The organism is Alphaproteobacteria bacterium HT1-32 (assembly GCA_009649675.1).
GTDB lineage: Bacteria > Pseudomonadota > Alphaproteobacteria > Rhodospirillales > HT1-32 > HT1-32.
The window spans coordinates 1,488,217-1,503,984 of the sequence record WJPL01000001.1; the positions used below are offsets into that span (position 1 = coordinate 1,488,217).

General features: G+C 59.1%; 16 protein-coding genes. 9 read left to right on the forward strand and 7 right to left on the reverse strand.

The features are described from left to right. Positions 1-321 precede the first annotated feature (321 nt). Complete coding sequence (panB, locus tag GH722_07050; protein ID MRG71517.1) at positions 322-1,062, forward strand: 3-methyl-2-oxobutanoate hydroxymethyltransferase; 741 nt, start codon at positions 322-324, stop codon at positions 1,060-1,062. A gap of 64 nt (positions 1,063-1,126) precedes the next feature. On the opposite strand, the gene GH722_07055 is transcribed toward panB, so the two are convergent. The 3 genes from GH722_07055 to GH722_07065 all read right to left on the reverse strand — a co-directional run bounded on the left by GH722_07055 (position 1,127) and on the right by GH722_07065 (position 4,620). Continuing rightward, entirely contained in the window at positions 1,127-2,701 is a 1,575-nt protein-coding gene (locus GH722_07055) for a hypothetical protein (GenBank protein MRG71518.1), read from the reverse strand. A gap of 75 nt (positions 2,702-2,776) precedes the next feature. Next, complete coding sequence (locus GH722_07060) at positions 2,777-3,502, reverse strand: hypothetical protein (GenBank protein MRG71519.1); 726 nt, start codon at positions 3,500-3,502, stop codon at positions 2,777-2,779. 8 nt (positions 3,503-3,510) lie between these two features. Further along, positions 3,511-4,620, reverse strand: a complete 1,110-nt coding sequence (locus GH722_07065; protein MRG71520.1) for a substrate-binding domain-containing protein — start codon at positions 4,618-4,620, stop codon at positions 3,511-3,513. A gap of 225 nt (positions 4,621-4,845) precedes the next feature. On the opposite strand from GH722_07065, the gene ccoN reads away from it, so the two are divergent. The 8 genes from ccoN (at position 4,846) to ccoS (ending at position 12,749) form a co-directional block, all read left to right on the forward strand. Beyond that, positions 4,846-6,459: a cytochrome-c oxidase, cbb3-type subunit I gene (gene ccoN / locus GH722_07070; GenBank protein MRG71521.1), complete on the forward strand. Its 1,614-nt coding sequence runs from the start codon at positions 4,846-4,848 to the stop codon at positions 6,457-6,459. Positions 6,460-6,472: 13 nt separating this feature from the next. Next, positions 6,473-7,198 (forward strand): cytochrome-c oxidase, cbb3-type subunit II, encoded by a 726-nt coding sequence (gene ccoO / locus GH722_07075; GenBank protein MRG71522.1) that lies wholly within the window; start codon positions 6,473-6,475, stop codon positions 7,196-7,198. Positions 7,199-7,208: 10 nt separating this feature from the next. Further along, positions 7,209-7,358, forward strand: coding sequence for a CcoQ/FixQ family Cbb3-type cytochrome c oxidase assembly chaperone (locus tag GH722_07080; GenBank protein ID MRG71523.1), 150 nt, complete (start codon positions 7,209-7,211; stop codon positions 7,356-7,358). Between the two features lie 4 nt (positions 7,359-7,362). Then, positions 7,363-8,235 (forward strand): cytochrome-c oxidase, cbb3-type subunit III, encoded by an 873-nt coding sequence (ccoP, locus tag GH722_07085; protein ID MRG71524.1) that lies wholly within the window; start codon positions 7,363-7,365, stop codon positions 8,233-8,235. A 116-nt stretch (positions 8,236-8,351) separates the two neighbouring features. Next, complete coding sequence (gene ccoG / locus GH722_07090) at positions 8,352-9,827, forward strand: cytochrome c oxidase accessory protein CcoG (GenBank protein ID MRG71525.1); 1,476 nt, start codon at positions 8,352-8,354, stop codon at positions 9,825-9,827. Next, complete coding sequence (locus GH722_07095; GenBank protein MRG71526.1) at positions 9,824-10,315, forward strand: hypothetical protein; 492 nt, start codon at positions 9,824-9,826, stop codon at positions 10,313-10,315. The genes ccoG and GH722_07095 overlap by 4 nt, the downstream gene beginning before the upstream one ends. Then, a complete protein-coding gene (gene cadA / locus GH722_07100) occupies positions 10,312-12,606 on the forward strand; it encodes a cadmium-translocating P-type ATPase (protein MRG71527.1) in 2,295 nt (764 codons plus the stop codon). Before GH722_07095 ends, cadA begins: the two co-directional genes overlap by 4 nt. After that, positions 12,603-12,749 (forward strand): cbb3-type cytochrome oxidase assembly protein CcoS, encoded by a 147-nt coding sequence (gene ccoS / locus GH722_07105; protein ID MRG71528.1) that lies wholly within the window; start codon positions 12,603-12,605, stop codon positions 12,747-12,749. Before cadA ends, ccoS begins: the two co-directional genes overlap by 4 nt. Before the next feature lie 52 nt (positions 12,750-12,801). Here the strand turns inward: ccoS and GH722_07110 are convergent, their stop codons facing one another. From GH722_07110 to GH722_07125, 4 genes are read right to left on the reverse strand one after another with little or no spacing between them, the layout of a single operon-like run. Then, positions 12,802-13,227, reverse strand: coding sequence for a hypothetical protein (locus GH722_07110; protein MRG71529.1), 426 nt, complete (start codon positions 13,225-13,227; stop codon positions 12,802-12,804). Positions 13,228-13,251: 24 nt separating this feature from the next. Beyond that, a complete protein-coding gene (gene moeB, locus GH722_07115; protein ID MRG71530.1) occupies positions 13,252-14,043 on the reverse strand; it encodes a molybdopterin-synthase adenylyltransferase MoeB in 792 nt (263 codons plus the stop codon). A 54-nt stretch (positions 14,044-14,097) separates the two neighbouring features. Next, the gene (locus tag GH722_07120) at positions 14,098-15,042 is read right to left on the reverse strand and encodes a tyrosine-type recombinase/integrase (protein ID MRG71531.1); all 945 of its coding nucleotides are present in this window, start codon (positions 15,040-15,042) and stop codon (positions 14,098-14,100) included. Then, a complete protein-coding gene (locus tag GH722_07125; protein ID MRG71532.1) occupies positions 15,021-15,764 on the reverse strand; it encodes a DUF484 family protein in 744 nt (247 codons plus the stop codon). The genes GH722_07120 and GH722_07125 overlap by 22 nt, the downstream gene beginning before the upstream one ends. Between the last annotated feature and the right edge of the window lie 4 nt (positions 15,765-15,768).

The following is a 15,768-nucleotide window of genomic DNA, read 5'->3' on the forward strand; positions in this document are numbered from 1 at the left end:
ATTTCAGGCAGTCCTGCTGCCGGGCGGGAGATATAAAACGAGCCGGTACGGGATGTCGGAACCCTGACTGACCTCGGGAAGAAGGTGCCTGGGATCCCGTACCGGCTCGGGAAACAGATCATTCACACAGGAGAGGCAATCCGTCGCGAATGATTTGCAATTGCGTTATAGGAGGGTCAGGCAAGATATGCAAATGATATTCGTTCGCAACTTAGGTTTTTCTTCTGCCTTCCGCGCAGGGCAGCCATGCTGCGCCCGGAGTTGACGGACCAGTCTGGCGGTGCAATGTCCTGACCCAGTAGTTCAAACTGGAGGATATCCATGTCCCGGAAGACCGTTCGCGCCATTCGTGCCATGAAAGGCAAAGGCATTGTTTCCCTGACCGCCTATACCGCGCCCATTGCCCGAATGGTTGATGAGGCATGCGATTTTGTGCTGGTCGGCGACAGCCTCGGACAGGTGCTTTACGATTATCATTCCACCATCCGGGTCGATCTGGAGATGATGATACGTCATGGCGACGTCGTGACGCGGAATTGCAGCCATGCCTGCGTGGTGGTCGACATGCCCTTCGGCTATCAGGAAAGTCCGGAAGTGGCCTTCCGCATGGCCTCACGTCTGATGCGTGAGACAGCCTGTGATGCGATCAAGCTGGAGGGCGGTGTCGAGATGGCGGATACGATCCGTCTGCTGGTCCAGAGCGGTCTGCCGGTGCTTGCCCATATTGGTCTGATGCCGCAGCACGCTGCCCAGACCGGCTACAAGAAAGTGGCCAGCGAACAGGTGCTGACCGATGCACGGGCGGTGGCCGATGCCGGTGCTTTTGCGGTGGTGCTGGAATGTGTTGATCCTGATCTGTCGCGGCGGGTGACGGATGAAATTGAAATTCCGACCATCGGAATTGGTGCCGGGGATGCCTGTGACGGTCAGATTCTGGTGACGGAAGACCTGCTGGGCCTGACAGGATCACCGCCGTCCTTCGCAAAACCCCTGACAGACCTGGTGACTCCGTCGCTGAAGGCAATAAAGACCTATGCAGACAGAACCCGTGCCAGCGGTTAACGCCGGGCCGTAAAGTCGGACCCGGCCTGATCCCTGTCCGCAGTGACTGCTGTCCACCCGGTTATCAGTCACTGCCGGGGGAGGCCGCCTCTCTCGCCCGGCTTCGCTCTGGCGGGAAGGTGACAACGACGGTTGATCCCACCCCGAGCTCGCTTTCAATGCGCAGCTCTCCGTCATGCAGCTCCACCAGCCGCTTGCACAGTGCCAGACCCAGCCCCGCCCCCTCGTGATCACGTGTCATGCTGTCGGCTACTTGAACAAAGGGTTCGAGGACCCGTTCAATATCTTCAGGTGAAATTCCGGTACCGTTATCACTGATACGAATCTCTATCCCGCCGGTTGCCAGTTGCCTTGCGGAAAAACAGACGGTGCTGCGCGGCGGACTGAACTTGATGGCGTTGTTCAGGATGTTGAGAAAAATCTGCCGCACGAATGTTTCATCGCCGTACAGATGCGGTAGTCCCGTCTCAATGTTGAAGCTCAGCGTGATTTCTTTCTTGCCTGCTTCGACCCTCACCATTGTGTGACATTTCAGGACCAGTTCATCGAGCCTGATCTCCCTCTCCATGAAGTCGATCTCACCGGCTTCGATCTTGGAGATGTCGAGGATGTTGCTGATCAGTTGCAGCAAATGGTTTCCCGCGTCACCGATATGATCTGCATAGCTGACATAACGCTTGTCCCCGACAGGGCCAAAAAGCTGCATCTGCCAGACCTGTGAGAAACCAATGATTGCATTCAGGGGGGTGCGCAGCTCGTGACTCATATTGGCCAGGAAGGTGGATTTTGCCCGGCTTGCATTTTCTGCCAGCCGACGTGCTTCGTTCAGTTCCCTGGTCCGCTCCTCCACTCTCTGCTCAAGCATCTGATAGGAATCCAGAAGCGCCGACTCGATTGCTTCCCGTTCGATAATCTGGTCCTGAAGCTGCCGGGTTCGTTCCGCGACAAGCTCCTCCAGCTGATCCTTGTAGCTCTGCAGCGCTGTCCGTGCTTCTACTTCTGCCGTTATATCGCTTGTGGCACCCCGATATCCGGCAAAGTCACCTGTTTCGCTGAAAACCGGCACGGCTGTTATCTGCTTCTGAACAATTGTGCCCTGAAGCGACTTGCCGCTGAACCCGTAATTCCGAACCGGTTCATGGGCCTCCAGCATTTCGATCAGTTTGAGCAGCCGGCTATTCTCAAAATCCTCATCATATTCACCCAGCTCGACAGCAATCTCGCGTCGGGTCAGACCGATGAACGGGCTGATTTCATTCTTACCGGATATGCCGGCCCTGTGAGACAGCGAGATCAGCCGCAGATCCGCATCCATTTCCCAGATCCAGTCAGAACTGGCTTCTACGATATCAACAAGCCGCTGCTCGCTTTCGCGGACCCGGAACAGCGTCGCTTTCAGGGCGTCCGCCACCTGATTGAACTCCCGGATGATGCCCTTCTGATAGTAGGCTTCCGGATCATTGCTCATGATCCGGTTGCCAAAGCCAAGAAGCCCCCGGACCGGTGGAATTGTCACACGTGTTGAAACGACGGCAATAATTGCAGCGGCACAGAGGACCAGAATAGCCATCAACCAGAGATTGTTCCGGAAGGTCTGCTGATAGGCCAGAACCTGATCATTCTTCAGGGCGACCGTCACGACAACGTTCTGCGAATTATGCCTGAACTGTTCAAGCTCCCAGCTGTAGGCAACATAGGCACCGATTTCACGTTGCTAACGGAGCCTGAACGAATCAACGAGAGACCTGGACTTCTCACGATCTGCGTAGGTTGAAACCAGAACGTTGTTTCCCTGTGACAGGATGACACCATCAGCCTGCATGGCATCCCGCAAGCCGGTCGCAAGCTTGAAGTTGTGAGAAAGCGGAAATGACCCGTGTAGCAGGCCGGTGACATGACCAAGCTGCCGGTCCACGAGAGGCAGGGTAATGAAAGCGGCTATTCTGGGCACCCCGTCGCTGCCCGGCATCTTACCGGCAGCAAGACGCCATTTGCCTTCTTCCCATGTCTGTTCCAGGGCACTTTCCAGCAAGTCATCCGAAGTCGAAAACGGCGACCGTGCCGTTGCCCAGAATTCCTTCTGAAGGGTTGTGATCATAAACAGATCGATCTTGCCGTTCAGCAGGCCGAATTCCGGAAGCCCGGCGATATTCCTGAAACTCCGGGGATCATCATTCAGCACAGTCTCAAGGACACGGGGATCAGCGGAAAGCTGACGGACCTGCAGGCCGGCGAAGGCAAGCTCGGTGTCGAGAAAAAGCCGCCCGCTCTGACTTTGCACTTCAAGCAGCCGAAGCGTCTCACGCCGGATCGCGTCGTGACTGACGCTCTGCGAGAGATACATCAGAATTGAGGACACCGTGATCAGCGCGCCCACGGAGATCAGCAGGACAACCGTCGTAAAACTTACCTCAAACCGTGGGCTGACTTGGGCTTTCATCAGAAAATTCAGTCAGAATAGCGGAAGGCACGCTGTTCCAGGGCGGAAATCAGCTGGTCTGATGTGTATTTGGTCAACAGATGGAATTCACCGGAATACACCAAGGGGACCTCATCTCGGCGGCCGGACTGATCCAGCCGGATGGCATCTGCCATTGCGACACCATTGTCATCGTTCATCCGCATTACGGTTAAATCAAGCTCTCCTGCCCGCAATGCGCTTAATTCATGGGATCCGCCGCCCCACCCGTTGATGATGATGTCATTGAGGCGTCCGGCCTCGCGGATTGCGTCCAGCGCGCCAAAAGCGATGTCAGTCGCAACGCAATAGATAAAGCGGATATCGGGATGCCTCTCCAGCAGCTCTTCCGTCGCCAGCCGGGCTTTCTGGCGGTCAAATCCGACATAGAAGGCATCGACCAGATGCAGGCCCGGATGCTGGTCCATCTCTACACGGAAGCTGTCGCCACGCATCTTGCTGACATATCCCCGGGTGCCGTACAGAATTGCATAACGGCCGATGCCGCCGGTCATTTCGATATATTTTTCTGCCAGCATCCGGGTGCCGGTCTGATGATCGAAGCCGACATAGAGAAAGGGCTGGCGCCCCCTCCAGCGGGCTATGGGTGTCGTGATATTCTGCAGGATAATACGCGACGTCCCCCGCGAGATGGCCTGTTCGATAAAGTTGGCATGTTCTCCGATATCGAGTGTGAAAATCAGATAATCAGGGTTGGTTTCCAGCTCCCTGGCCAGAAACTCGGCCTGTTTGCCGATCTCCAGCCCGGGACGGGTGAAGCGGTTGGTCAGGGTGTAGGGTATGCCACTGTCACTCAGCCGGCGGACCATTGACACCACACTACGGCGCCAGTAGTCGGAAATCTGATCGCCGGGATAGATCACCGAAATTGAAACAGGCTCTGCGCCCTCCACAGCTACAGGGGCGGCGGCAACAGTTCGCGAGAAAGCTTCTGATCTTAATTTTTCCCCGGAGTCCTGATTGTGGAGTTCTTCAAGGGAAAGGTATTCAGGATCCTGAAGGGAACTGGCAGTCGTCACCCCGGGCGAGGTCATCACCAGAAGAAGCCCCAGCAGCGTCGATCGAATTTCCTTACCCATGTTTCAGGCCTGTCATTGCAGAATTGAAGTCGGCCAATCAGGAAAGAAGTATCGCATGGCAGGGCCTTCACTCCTATCAGGGATTGTGCGTAGGTGGTCTGTCAGCCTGTCTGAGAAAATCTCCTCAAATTGATCCTGATCAAGGCGGGCCCTTTCCCGGGTCTGTAGAACACCGTCATGATCGACGCAATCTGTCGATGAATCAGAAGGACGGAAGAGGGAAGAATGAACCTGATAATCATGGCGCCGCTCGGTCTGACCGGGCTACTGGGGTTGTTTTTTGCCGCAAGAGCGCAAGACAATGTCATGTATGGTCACGGCCTGCTGCTGACCGCATTCTGTATTGCCGGGGTGGTCTGGCTGATCCGGCGCAACGGGAATACCGGTCGCACCCTGGATCCGTCAGCCGGGGATATGGACTATAATGACGAGGTTATCCGGGCGGGGGTCATTGCTTCGACCTTCTGGGGTGTTGTCGGATTTCTGGCCGGTGTTTTCATCGCCCTGCAACTGGCTTTCCCCCTGCTCAATCTTGATCTTCCCTGGACCACCTTCGGCCGGCTGCGTCCGCTGCATACTTCCGCAGTGATCTTCGCTTTCGGCGGCAATGTTCTGATCATGACCTCTTTCCATGTGGTCCAGCGCACCTGCCGGGCACGACTGGCCGGTGGCTTTGCCCCGTGGTTCGTGTTCTGGGGCTACCAGCTGTTCATCGTCATGGCGGCAACCGGCTATGTGTTCGGCGCCACCCAGAGCCGGGAATATGCTGAACCGGAATGGTATGTCGATATCTGGCTGACCATCGTCTGGGTGACCTATCTGCTGGTTTTCATGGGAACGCTGTGGAAACGCCGGGAGCCGCATATCTATGTGGCAAACTGGTTCTATCTGGCCTTCATCGTGACCGTCGCCATGCTGCATCTGGTGAACAATCTGAGCCTGCCGGTCAGTTTCACCGGCGCCAAGAGCTACAGCCTGTTTGCCGGGGTGCAGGATGCCCTGACCCAGTGGTGGTATGGCCATAATGCGGTCGGCTTCTTCCTCACCGCCGGATTCCTTGGCATCATGTATTACTATGTGCCAAAGCAGGCGGACCGCCCGGTCTACAGCTATCGTCTGTCGATCGTGCATTTCTGGAGCCTGGTCTTTCTCTATATCTGGGCCGGCCCGCACCATCTGCATTACACGGCTCTGCCGGACTGGGCGCAGACACTCGGCATGACCTTCTCGATTATGCTCTGGATGCCGTCCTGGGGGGGCATGATCAACGGCCTGATGACCCTGTCGGGGGCATGGGACAAGTTGCGGACGGACCCGGTTCTCCGGATGATGGCGATCTCCGTTGCCTTCTACGGTATGAGCACCTTTGAAGGTCCCCTGATGTCCATCAAGGCGGTCAACAGCCTCAGCCATTATACGGACTGGACGATCGGTCATGTTCATTCCGGCGCGCTGGGCTGGGTCGGCATGGTCAGTTTCGGGGCGATCTATTTCCTTGCCCCGCGCATGTGGGGCCGCCGTGAGCTTTATTCGCTGCGGCTCGTCAGCATGCATTTCTGGCTCGCGACGCTCGGGATCGTTCTCTACGCCTCGTCGATGTGGGTTTCCGGCATCATGCAGGGCCTGATGTGGCGTGCCTATGATGCCCTTGGCTTCCTGGAATATTCCTTCGCCGAGACAGTCGATGCGATGTTCCCGTTCTATGTCATTCGTGCTCTGGGCGGCCTGCTTTACGTCGCTGGTGGCATCGTGATGGCCTGGAATGTCTGGCGCACCGCCTGCGGCGATGTCCGGACGGAAAAGCCGTATCTCACCGCACCAGCCGCTGCGACAGCCTGAGGAGGATCTGAAAATGTTCGATCACGGCAAAATTGAAAGAAACTCGATCCTTATGGTGGTCTGCACACTGATCGTGGTCTCTATCGGCGGGATTATTGAAATCTCTCCGCTGTTCTATCTCGAAAGCACCATTGAAGAAGTCGATGGTGTCCGCCCCTATACACCGCTGGAGCTTGCGGGGCGGAATATCTATGTCCGCGAAGGCTGCTACAACTGCCACAGCCAGATGGTCCGCCCGCTGCGGGATGAGGTCGAACGCTACGGCCATTACAGTCTGGCTGCGGAAAGCATGTACGATCACCCGTTCCAGTGGGGGTCAAAGCGGACCGGCCCGGATCTGGCCCGCGTTGGCGGCAAATATTCCGATGACTGGCATCGTGACCATCTGGTTGATCCGCGGGCGCTGGTGCCGGAATCGATCATGCCCGGCTATCCGTTCCTCAGCACGTCGCCGCTGAAAACGGCCGATATTGGCGATCACCTGCTCGCCAACCGGGGGGTCGGCGTGCCCTACAGCGATGATATGGTGGCTGCGGCGCTGTCCGATTTGCAGGCGCAGGCTGATCCGGATGCCGATGGCACGGACGGACTGGAAGAACGCTATCCCGGCGTCAATATCCGCAATTTTGACGGTGTGGGCGGTGCGCCTACCGAGATGGATGCGCTGATTGCCTATCTGCAGGTGCTGGGCACGATGGTCGATTTCTCGACCTATGACGCCAAAGCAAACGAACGCTAGGGAGCAGAAAATGGAATATGAAGCAGTGGCGGGTTTCGCCAAAACCTGGGGCCTGGTCTACCTCTTCGCAATGTTCATTGCGGTGCTGATCTATGCCCTCAACCCCCGCTCCCGGGCCAAGTTCAAGGACGCCGCCCGGATACCGTTGAAAGAGGACTGAGACCATGGCCGATAAAAGATATGTCGATGAGATTAGCGGTGTTGAGACAACCGGCCATGAATGGGACGGCATCCGGGAGCTGGATAACCCGATGCCCAACTGGTGGCGGTGGATCTTCTATGCCACCATCGTCTGGTCGGTTGGTTACTGGTTTGTCTATCCCGCCTGGCCGCTGATCGACGACTACACCCGGGGGTTTATCGGCTATTCCTCGCGGGCTGAAGTCTCACAGGAGATTGTCGATGCCCGGGCGGCACAGGCTGTCTATTCGGACCGGATCCGGTCCAGTGATCTTGAAACCATCCGGACCGACCCCGAATTGCTGAATTTCGCCCTCTCCGGTGGCCGGGCGCTGTACAATGTGAACTGCTCGCAGTGTCACGGCGGCGGTGCACAGGGTGCTGCGGGATATCCCAACCTGAATGATGACGAATGGCTGTGGGGTGGCTCGATTGACGAGATCTATCACACCGTCAGCAACGGCGTGCGTAACAACCAGTCCGACGAAGCCCGAGATTCCGCCATGCCGGCTTTCGGCAGGGACGGTATTCTGGAGCGCCCGCAGATTGCCCAGATTGTCGACTATGTCCGGCATATCTCCGGCAATGGCGAGATGACCGCTTCTGCCACGCAGGGACAGGCCCTGTTCACGGATAACTGTGCTGCCTGTCACGGGGAACAGGGTCAGGGTCTGACCGAATTTGGGGCGCCGGCACTGAACAACAATATCTGGCTCTATGGCGGTGACACTGAAACCCTGACGGCGACCATTACGAACAGCCGGGCCGGGGTCATGCCCGCATGGGGTAAAATTCTCGACGATGTCGCCATCAAGAAACTGGCCATTTATGTCCATTCTCTGGGCGGCGGAAAATAACCTTCTGTCAGCTTCCCGGCCCCCTCCGGGAAGCTGAACAGGAGGGCTGAACGACGGCAATTCTTCATGTCCTGTTGCCCCGGAGGCGACAGGACAGGAGAGAAAGAGAACCCAAAATGACGACGAAGCTGGAGACCGCGCCGGATCGCTTTGAGGTTGAGGCGGTCAACAAAAAGGAAAACCGGCCGCTTTATACAAAACGGGTGAAAATTCATCCGAAGCGGATTTATGGTCTGTTCCGGCAGCTCAAATGGATCATCATGGCGATCACGCTGGGCATCTATTACGTCACGCCCTGGCTTCGCTGGGACCGGGGCGCAGGTGTACCGGATCAGGCGGTGCTGATCGATTTTCCGGGGCGTCGTTTCTATTTCTTCTTCATCGAGATCTGGCCGCACGAGGTCTATTACCTTGCCGGCCTGCTGATTATGGCCGCGCTTGGCCTGTTTGCAGTGACCAGCGTGGTCGGGCGGGCCTGGTGTGGTTATGCCTGCCCGCAAACTGTCTGGACCGACCTGTTCATCTGGGTTGAGCGGCTGATTGAAGGTGACCGGGGGGCGCGGATCCGGCTCGACAAGGCACCGATGTCGCTGTCAAAAGCATCCCGGCGGATTGCAAAATATGCGGTCTGGCTGGTTATCTCTGCGGCGACAGGCGGGGCCTGGATTTTCTATTTTGCCGATGCCCCGACATTGTTCATTGATCTGTTCACACTGAATGCCTCGGTGGTTGCCTATGCAACCGTGGCCGTGCTGACCTTCACCACCTTCTCGCTGGGCGGTTTCATGCGCGAGCAGGTCTGCACCTATATGTGCCCCTGGCCGCGTATTCAGGCGGCGATGATGGATGAGGAATCGCTGACCGTCAGTTACAAGCGCGACCGGGGTGAACCGCGCCGGCCCTTCAAAAAGGGCGAGAGTTTTGCCGATCGCGGGGACTGTATCGACTGTAATGCCTGCGTGGTGGTTTGCCCGCAGGGTATTGATATCCGGGATGGTCAGCAGCTTGAATGTATCACCTGTGCGCTATGTATCGATGCCTGTGATGATGTGATGACCCGCATCGGGCAGCCAACCGGTCTGATCGGCTATGACTCCGTTGCCAATGAAGTCCGCCGGAGCGAGGGCCGTCCGGCACCGATCCGGCTGTTGCGGCCACGCACGATCGTCTACACGCTGGCCTGGGCCCTGATCGGGGCAGCGATGCTGTTTGTGCTGTTTACCCGCAGTGACCTTGATATCAACGTGCTGCGGGACCGCAATCCGGTCTTCACAACACTCAGCGACGGGTCGGTCCGGAACGGCTACACCTTCAAGATTCTCAATCAGGCGAACCGCAACCGCAGATTCATGCTGTCTGTGCTGGGACGTGAAGATGCCAAACTGACAATTGTCGGGTCTGAAGACAAAAGCGAATGGCGTCAGGTCTTCCTCGACGTTCCGTCTGACCAGCTGCGCAGTTTCCGGCTGTTCGTGACCCTGCCCCGGGATGTTCTGGAAGGTGAAAGCACGGAAATCGAATTTGTTTTGATCGATGTCAATGGCGAGGGGCGTGCATCCTATAACAGTGTCTTCAGAGGGCCAGATCAGTGAGTACAACAACCATGACCATTACCGGCCGCACTGTCCTGTTCGGCATGATTGCCTTCTTTGGGGTAATCTTTGCCGTCAATGGGGTGTTTCTTTACCTCGCGCTCGACAGCTTTCCCGGCCTGACCAGCAACCGGGCTTATGTTGAAGGCCTGAATTACAATCAGACGCTGGAGGACGGCCGCCGCCAGGCCGCACTGGGCTGGAACCTTGATGTAACCCTGCCCGCTGGCCCGGCGGGTGAAAAAGAGTTGCTGGTGCGGTTGCGCGATACGGCCGGGCAGGATGTTCCCTATCTTGCCGTCACGGCCCGGCTGGAGCGCCCGGCAACCGCAGACGGTGCCCGGGATCTGGACCTTATCCCCTTGGCTGCCGGTCACCGGACAGGACTGGACGGAATTGCCCCGGGACGCTGGCAGTTGCTGGTTGTGGCCTCCCGTGAGGGCCAGCCGGTTTACCGGATGACAGAGGAAATATTCATCAGGCCATGACACTCGTCTCCGCCCGTAACCAGATCACGACAACAGCCGGCTGTTGCCTGTCCTCTGCTGCCAATGATCTGGCAGCGGCACAGACGCTGGACGGCATGGTCGGTTCTTCCGAGGGTCTGGCCGATTTCGTCACCGTTGACGAGGGGGGACTGTGCCGGCTGGAACTTTATGTCGACGGGGTCCACTGCTCCGGCTGTATTGCGGCGATTGAGGGGGCTCTCGGACGGCAACCGGACATTCAGGAGGCACGACTGAACCTGACCAGCCGGCGGCTGCGGCTTGTCTGGCGTGGTGATGCGGTTCGCGCAGACCGGTTTGCGGCGGTTGTCGGCAGCCTTGGATACGGGGTGATGCCGGTTGACGAGGGGGAAACGGATCAGCCGGGCGACCGCGAAGAACGTCAGTTGCTGGCGGCTCTGGCGATTGCCGGGTTTGCGGCAGCCAATGTGATGTTGCTGTCGGTTTCCGTCTGGTCCGGCCATGTGTCCGGCATGGGGGAAGGCACGCGAACCCTGTTTCACTGGCTGTCGGCGCTGATCGCCCTGCCGGCGATTGCCTGGTCTGGCCGTCCGTTCTTCCGGTCGGCCTGGCGGGCGCTGAGCAAACGCCGTCTGAACATGGATGTGCCGATCGCACTTGCCGTGGTGCTGGCCAGCGCGATGTCGGTCGCCCAGACGGCGATGGGGTCAGAACACGCCTATTTCGATGCGGCGATCACCCTGCTGTTTTTCCTGCTGGTCGGTCGCTATCTCGATCAGCGCATGCGCTCGCGTGCCCGCTCTGCGGCGGCCCGTCTGGCAGGTCTGGCCCCGCGACGGGCGACCCGTATATCGGATGATGGCGGGCTGACTGAAACCCGGGTAGAGGACCTGACCGCGGGGATGCGGATACGGATCATGCCCGGTGACCGCCTGCCGGTTGATGGCGAGGTTGAGGCGGGGTCTTCCTCGCTTGATGTCAGCCTGCTGACCGGTGAAAGCGTGCCGCAGATTGTCCGGCCGGGTGCTGCCGTGCATGCGGGAACGGTCAATCTCGACGGGGTGCTGACGGTCCGTGTGCTGGCTGTCGGTGCGGCAACCCTGCTGGCTGATATCGCCCGGATGACCGAGGCGGCAGAAGGCCGGAAGACGGATTATGTACGACTGGCTGACCGGCTGGCGCAATGGTACGCGCCGGTTGTCCATATTGTTTCCGCGGCAGCCTTCTTTGGTTGGCTGTTTGTCGGGGGCGGCTGGGCCTGGTCACTGACGGTGGCGATCACTGCCCTGATCATCACCTGTCCCTGTGCCCTTGGCCTGGCCGTGCCGGCAACCCAGACGGTGGCTGTCGGCCGCCTGCTGGCAAAAGGCATTGTCGTCAAGGCCCCGGACGGGCTGGAGCGGCTGGCGGAGGTCGACACGGTCATTTTTGACAAGACGGGCACTCTGACCGAGGGACGCCCTGTTCTCCTGAATGCGGAAGATCATAAGCCTCAGGATCTGGCGCTGGCGGCGTCTCTTGCCCGGCACAGCCGTCACCCGTTCTCGCGGGCGCTGGTGGTTGCTGCTGGCGACCCTGCGGGTCTGGCTGTCGGGGATGTGCGGGAAGAAGCCGGGGCAGGTCTGGAAGGCCTGTTTGACGGCCAGCCGGTCCGGCTTGGCAGTGCGCGGTGGTGTGGCGTCGAAGAACAAGTATCGGAGACGGGTACAGACAGTGTGGTCTGGCTGCAAACGGGCAATCAGCCAGCTGTCGCGTTCAGGTTTGAAGACCGGCTGCGGGATGATGCGGTGGAAGCTGTGGCCGGCCTGCGGGCTGCCGGGCTTTGTGTCCTTCTGCTGTCGGGCGATCAGACTGGCCCGGTAACACAGGTTGCGGTGGCTCTGGGCATCACGGATGCGCGGGCAGGTCTGTCGCCGGGGGATAAGCTGGCCGTCGTTGAGGCGCTGAGAGGCGAGGGCTGCCGGGTGCTGATGGTCGGTGACGGGCTGAATGATGCCCCGGCGCTGGCAGCCGGTCATGCCTCGGCCTCACTGGGCGATGCGGCGGATATTTCGCGCATGGCGTCTGATGTTGTCCTGCAGGGTAACCGGTTGCGGGGACTGGTTGAGCTTGTCGCCGTCGCCCGCGCCGCAAAGCGGATCGCCTTTCAGAATTTTGCCATGGCCCTGCTGTATAATCTGGTGGCTGTGCCGATCGCCGTTCTGGGTTTTGCGACGCCACTGATCGCCGCCGTGGCCATGTCGTCGAGTTCCCTGCTGGTAACACTGAATGCATTGCGGCTGCGGCTGGTTGCCCGAAAGGTCGGCGGATGAATGTGATTGTCTGGCTGATACCGGTGGCGCTGTTTCTCGGTCTGGTCGGGTTGGCCGGGTTCTTCTGGGCCGTGCGCAGTGGGCAGTTCGATGATCCGGACGGTGCGGCCAACCGTATTCTGCTGGATGACGACAAGCTCTGACCGGCGGGTCCGGGATGAGGAGCGTTTGCGATTTTCCGGTCAGCAGAGCGACCTAGATAAAGATAACCGAACCGTCGCGTGAGGCGTCGTTCAGCAGGGTTACCAGCCCGGCGACCTCCAGCGGCAGATCATCGCGCAGGTCAGCTGCGGTCAGCCCCTCTGCCCGCAGCCCCATCTCACAGACAATGAACCGGACCCCCAGTGTGCTGCAGGCCTGCAGCAGCTCATCAAAGCCGCCGATGCCCCGGTCGCGATATTCTGCGTCTTTCTCTGCGCCGCTGCGGCCATCTTCGGCGGGCAGGTTGTGCCAGCCCTCACCGGCCCTCAGCGCACGGGTTGCCGACATGGTGAAGAACAGGGTCGCCGGACGGTTGATGGCGACAGCAGAGCTGGCCATTGCCAGTGCGTAATGCAGCTTGTCGAAACTGCCGCTGAACAAAACGAGACTGAGTTTCTCTGGCATCTTGTCTGCGCTCATCACCGGCTCCGGCAGAAAACTGATTCAGGCATCATGGGCGGACAGGTCGGTAATGGTCGGGGTTTTGCCGCAGAGGGCACAATCCGGGTCTTTTGGCAGCCGGATGGTCCGGAAGGTTGCGCCGAGGGCATCGTAGAGGATCAGCCGGCCGGCCAGACTGTCGCCGATACCGATGATTTCCTTCACTACTTCTGCGGCCTGTAATGAGCCGGCAACACCGGCCAGCGCGCCGATTACCCCGGCTTCCGAACAGCTGGGTATCATGCCCGACGGCGGTGCGCTGGATTGCAGGCAGCGATAACAGGGTGAGACGCCGTCATAGCCCCGGTAGGTGGCGATCTGGCCGTCAAAGCGCAGGATCGCCGCAGAAACCAGTGTCTTGCGGGTCAGAAAGCAGGCGTCATTCACCAGAAAACGGGTGGTAAAATTATCCGAACCATCGGCGACGATATCGTAGCTTCCGATGATATCGAGGGCGTTTCTGGCGGTCAGGCGCTGTTCATGGGTTTCTGTCCGGATATCCGGGTTGATTGCCCGCAGCCGGTCAGCGGCGCTGTCGACCTTGGCCCGGCCGACGCTGTCTGTCTGATGCAGGATCTGGCGCTGCAGGTTGGACAGGTCGACATGGTCGTCGTCGATAACACCCAGGGTGCCGACTCCGGCAGCGGCAAGATACAGCAGCAGAGGCGATCCGAGACCACCGGCCCCGATCACCAGAACGCGGGCATTGAGAAGCTTTTCCTGACCTATCCCGCCGATTTCGGGCAGGATGATATGGCGGGCATAACGCTGAATCTGTGTTTCGGTGAATTCCATGGGGACAGTCTATACCGACCGGGGCAGTCTGCGCCAACAGCGGCAGGGCAGCGATCACCGGGCGCGGGGATGGGCTCCGTCATAAACGGTCATCATGCGGGCACCATCAACCTGCGTATAACGCTGGGTGGTCGACAGCGAGGCATGGCCAAGCAGTTCCTGAATCGTGCGCAGATCACCTCCCCCGGACAGCAGATGGGTGGCAAAACTGTGCCGCAGGGCATGTGGTGTGGCAGAGTCCGGCAGGCCCATGAGATCGCGCAGGCGCCTGACCTGGCGTTGCACGACACCGGGATTCAGCCGGCTGCCACGGGCACCGATGAACAGGGGATCACCCTTTTCGGCCGGAAAGGGCCGGAGTTTCAGATAGCGCTCTGTCGCCTCGCGGATAATCGGCAGTACCGGGACAACCCGCTGCTTGTTGCCCTTCCCGGTAATGGTCATCGCATCGCGATCCGGGAGGTCGCCGACATTCATGGCCAGCGCTTCGGAGATACGAAGCCCGCAGCCATACAGCAGCGTCATCAGTGCCATGTCCCGTGCCTGTATCCACGGCTTGTCGCTGATCTCGCCAATCACCGTCATGGCATCCAGCGCTTCATCAGTCGACAGCGGTTTCGGGACGGCCTGCGGCAGTTTCGGAGTTCTGACACCGGCGATGGCGGAATTTTCAGCGATGCCGCGTTTCTCCATGAAACGGAAAAATCCCCGCAGCGTCGACATTGCCCGGGCGGTTGAGGTCCGGGCCAGATTCCGGGAGGCCCGTTCCGCCAGATAGCTGCGGAAATCGGTGGCCCCCAGTCGTGCCAGATCGGGTATGCCCGGCGGGTGGCCGAGATGCTGGCAGAGAAAGTTCAGGAAGGCGGTAATATCGCGCTGATAGGCGTCAATCGTATGGCCGGATGATCGTTTCTCATCGGCCAGCCATCGCCGCCATTCCCCGATTGCGTCGAGGACGGCGGGTTCGGCGATCAGTTTCAGCTTTTCGGCTGCAGCCATTTTTGCAGCAGTGTTTCAGCAACATGGGCAAGGAAACACAGCAGTTCAGTCCCCTGCCCGGGCTGGAACAGGCCCGCTTCGCGGGATCCCAGGGCCAGCATGCCCGCAGGAACTGACGGCGTTTCATGAAGACGTACCAGAGCCTGTGAACGGACCAGACCTGCGGCACCGGCATAAATAACAGATGACCCGAAGGCTTCACTTTCCAGCATGACATCCTGACCCGGGCCAATCAGCGCATTGACGGTGCCGGTCGGCAGCCGGCGCACCAGCGCACCCTGAAGCTCGTGCCGGACAGGCCCCTGCAATTCGAAGCCGATGGTCACGACATCGATATCCAGCAGAACAGGCAGTTCTCCCGAGATGATTTCAAGGAACTGGTCAAGTTCGCTGGCGCCGATCATTGCCAGTGCGGCAGCGTGGCTGCGCGCCTGAATTGACATGTTGCTGCGGCTGGCTGCGATGATTTCGGAAGCACAGAACTGCAACCGGCCCATTTCCGACTGCATCCGTTCCAGCAGGAACTGCTGCATGTCGATGACCGGCTCGCCATCGCTGAACCGTTTTGGTGCGCCCATCTGGGCAAGCACTTCCGGATGGCGGTCAAGAAAATCCGGATTGGTCCGCAGATAGTCCGCAACCCGCATCGAATCGAGATCGATTTCGGTCTGCTGTTCCAGGTTTTCTGCTGGCTTTGGCATTCCCCGTACCCCTTTTGTCATGCCC

What these genes read in the sequence shown, in the direction of transcription:
- GH722_07125 (MRG71532.1), bottom strand. Translation starts at nt 15,764, where the DNA reads ATGACAAAAGGGGTACGGGGAATGCCAAAGCCAGCAGAAAACCTGGAA.
- GH722_07080 (MRG71523.1), top strand. Translation starts at nt 7,209, where the DNA reads ATGGAATATGAAGCAGTGGCGGGTTTCGCCAAAACCTGGGGCCTGGTC.
- moeB (MRG71530.1), bottom strand. Translation starts at nt 14,043, where the DNA reads ATGGAATTCACCGAAACACAGATTCAGCGTTATGCCCGCCATATCATC.
- panB (MRG71517.1), top strand. Translation starts at nt 322, where the DNA reads ATGTCCCGGAAGACCGTTCGCGCCATTCGTGCCATGAAAGGCAAAGGC.
- ccoS (MRG71528.1), top strand. Translation starts at nt 12,603, where the DNA reads ATGAATGTGATTGTCTGGCTGATACCGGTGGCGCTGTTTCTCGGTCTG.
- GH722_07065 (MRG71520.1), bottom strand. Translation starts at nt 4,620, where the DNA reads ATGGGTAAGGAAATTCGATCGACGCTGCTGGGGCTTCTTCTGGTGATG.
- GH722_07110 (MRG71529.1), bottom strand. Translation starts at nt 13,227, where the DNA reads ATGAGCGCAGACAAGATGCCAGAGAAACTCAGTCTCGTTTTGTTCAGC.
- cadA (MRG71527.1), top strand. Translation starts at nt 10,312, where the DNA reads ATGACACTCGTCTCCGCCCGTAACCAGATCACGACAACAGCCGGCTGT.
- ccoP (MRG71524.1), top strand. Translation starts at nt 7,363, where the DNA reads ATGGCCGATAAAAGATATGTCGATGAGATTAGCGGTGTTGAGACAACC.
- ccoO (MRG71522.1), top strand. Translation starts at nt 6,473, where the DNA reads ATGTTCGATCACGGCAAAATTGAAAGAAACTCGATCCTTATGGTGGTC.
- ccoG (MRG71525.1), top strand. Translation starts at nt 8,352, where the DNA reads ATGACGACGAAGCTGGAGACCGCGCCGGATCGCTTTGAGGTTGAGGCG.
- GH722_07120 (MRG71531.1), bottom strand. Translation starts at nt 15,042, where the DNA reads ATGGCTGCAGCCGAAAAGCTGAAACTGATCGCCGAACCCGCCGTCCTC.
- GH722_07060 (MRG71519.1), bottom strand. Translation starts at nt 3,502, where the DNA reads ATGAAAGCCCAAGTCAGCCCACGGTTTGAGGTAAGTTTTACGACGGTT.
- ccoN (MRG71521.1), top strand. Translation starts at nt 4,846, where the DNA reads ATGAACCTGATAATCATGGCGCCGCTCGGTCTGACCGGGCTACTGGGG.